Source organism: Mesorhizobium sp. SP-1A, from assembly GCF_032460275.1.
In the GTDB taxonomy this organism is placed as follows: Bacteria; Pseudomonadota; Alphaproteobacteria; order Rhizobiales; family Rhizobiaceae; genus Mesorhizobium.
Map to the genome: position 1 here is coordinate 1 of NZ_JAVXZD010000019.1, position 2,496 is coordinate 2,496.

The 2,496-nt window shown below is 59.8% G+C and carries 2 protein-coding genes; both read right to left on the bottom strand.

The window, feature by feature from the left end; genetic code table 11:
* Positions 1-55: 55 nt before the first annotated feature.
* Positions 56-868, bottom strand: coding sequence for an IS21-like element helper ATPase IstB (gene istB, locus QU595_RS30125; protein ID WP_315929025.1), 813 nt, complete (start codon positions 866-868; stop codon positions 56-58).
* Complete coding sequence (gene istA / locus QU595_RS30130) at positions 858-2,384, bottom strand: IS21 family transposase (RefSeq protein WP_315929027.1); 1,527 nt, start codon at positions 2,382-2,384, stop codon at positions 858-860. Before istA ends, istB begins: the two co-directional genes overlap by 11 nt.
* Between the last annotated feature and the right edge of the window lie 112 nt (positions 2,385-2,496).

Here is a 2,496-nt window from a genome sequence, read left to right on the forward strand (position 1 = left end):
TGTTGATTGCCACTGAGAACTGACCCGGCATTTCCACCGAGAATTGACCCGCCTATTAGGTATGTTTCGGGTCTGTGGCTTGGGTCAAGTTCCTGCCTTTCTCCTTTTTGCTTTTGGTCTCATGCGCCGAGCTGTTCTTGAAGCGGAAGCTGTCATTTCCGGTTTCGAGGATGTGGCAATGATGGGTGAGCCGGTCGAGCAGCGCGGTGGTCATCTTCGCGTCGCCGAAGACGCTGGCCCACTCGCTGAAGCTTAGGTTGGTGGTGATGATGACGCTGGTGCGCTCGTAGAGTTTGCTCAGCAGATGGAAGAGCAGCGCACCGCCGGACGCACTGAACGGCAGGTATCCCAGCTCGTCGAGAATGACGACATCGGAATGGACAAGGCGATTGGCGATCTGGCCAGAACGTCCCTGTGCTTTCTCCTGCTCCAACGCGTTGACCAGTTCCACGGTCGAGAAGAAGCGGACCCGTTTGTGATGATGTTCGATGGCCTGGACGCCGATCGCCGTGGCGATATGCGTCTTGCCCGTGCCGGGGCCGCCGACCAGAACGATGTTGTTGGCCTCGTCGAGGAACTCGCAGCGATGGAGCTGGCGCACGAGCGCCTCGTTGATCTCACTGCTGGCGAAGTCGAAGCCGTTCAGATCGCGGTAGGCTGGAAAGCGTGCGGTCTTGAGCTGATAGGCCGTCGATCGCACCTCTCGTTCCGCCGTCTCCGCCTTGAGAAGCTGTGACAGGATCGGAATGGCGCCCTCGAACGCCGGCGATCCCTGTTCGGTCAACTCGCCGACTGCCTGCGCCATGCCGTGCATCTTCAGTTGCCGCAGCATGATGACGATAGCGCCGCTTGCCGGATTATGACGCATGGCGGGCCTCCGTCTTTCTCAGGGCATCGTATCGTTCGACATTGGCCTTGGGCTCGTTGATGAGCGTTAGGGCCTGAGGCGCCTCGATGGTCGGTGGTGTGAAGGATTTGCCGTCGACAAGGCGATGTAGCAAGTTCAGCACATGCGTCTTGGTTGGAACGCCGGACTTCAGTGCCATATCGACCGCCGACAGAACGGCCTGTTCATCGTGCTGAAGCACGAGCGCCAGGATATCGACCATCTCGCGGTCGCCGCCCGGCTTCTTGAGCAAATACTGCTGCAGAGTCCGGAACGCGTCGGGAAGCTCGGCGAACGGTGCGCCGTTGCGAAGAGCGCCCGGCTTGCGCTGCACGACCGCCAGATAATGTCGCCAGTCGTAGATAGTCTGCCCCGGCCGATCATGGGAACGATCGATGACGCGCCGATGCTCGCAGACGATCTGACCTTCCGCGGCGACAACGACACGATCCGGGTAGACCCGCAGGCTCACCGGCCGGTTGGCAAAGGAAGCCGGGACGCTGTAGCGGTTGCGTTCCAGATGCACGAGGCAGGTGGGCGAGACCCGCTTGGTGTATTCTACAAAACCGTCGAAGAGCCGGGAAACTGGCATCAGAGCCTGAGCCTCCTCAGCCCAGATGTCGGCAATGGTGCCACGCATCTGACCATGCGGCGTCTGTGCCCATAGTTCCTTGCAGCGCTGCTCCAGCCATTCATTGAGTGCTGCCAGCGACGGAAAGCGCGGCGTGGGCTGCCAGAGGCGGTGACGCGCGTCCTGCACGTTCTTCTCGACCTGTCCCTTCTCCCAGCCAGAAGCCGGATTGCAGAACTCCGGCTCGAACAGATAGTGGCTGGCCATCGCCTGGAAACGGACATTGATGTCACGTTCCTTGCCACGTCCGACCTTGTCGATCGCCGTGCGCATATTGTCGTAGATGCCGCGACCCGGAATGCCACCAAAGACGCGGAATGCATGATTGTGGGCGTCAAACAGCATCTCATGCGTCTGCAGGAGGTAGGCCCGGACGATGAAGGCCCGGCTGTAGCTCAGCTTCGTATGCGCTACCTGGAGCTTGGTGCGCTCATTGCCGATGATCGCCCAGTCCTCCGACCAATCGAACTGGAAGGCTTCGCCCGGCTCGAACGCCAGGGGCACAAACGTCCCGCGGCCAGTAGTTTGCAACTCCCTCTGCCGATCCTCCCGCCATTCCCGAGCAAAAGCCGCCACGCGGTTATAGGAACCCTCATAGCCGAGGCTTATAAGGTCGGCATGCAACTGCTTCATCGTCCGCTTCTGCTTGCGGCCCTTCTTGGATTCCGTCTTCAGCCAGGCCGATAACCGATCCGCAAACGGGTCAAGTTTGCTCGGACGCTCCGGGACCTTGAACTTCGGCTCTACGCCGTCGGCACGGAGATACTTGCGGATGGTATTCCGGGATAGGCCAGTCCTGCGGCAAATCTCCCGGATCGATAGATGCTCTCGAAAATGCCAGCGTCGGATCACGCTCAATAACGCCATGTCGATCACTCCATAGCCCCCGCTGAAAACATGCGAGGGAGGGTTCAAACATGGGTCAATTCTCAATGGAAATATTGGGCTGCGCCGGGTCAGTTCTCAGTGGCAATCAACA

Excerpts from the sequence above, each read along its gene's own strand:
- istA (WP_315929027.1), bottom strand. The coding sequence starts at position 2,384 with ATGGCGTTATTGAGCGTGATCCGACGCTGGCATTTTCGAGAGCATCTA.
- istB (WP_315929025.1), bottom strand. The coding sequence starts at position 868 with ATGCGTCATAATCCGGCAAGCGGCGCTATCGTCATCATGCTGCGGCAA.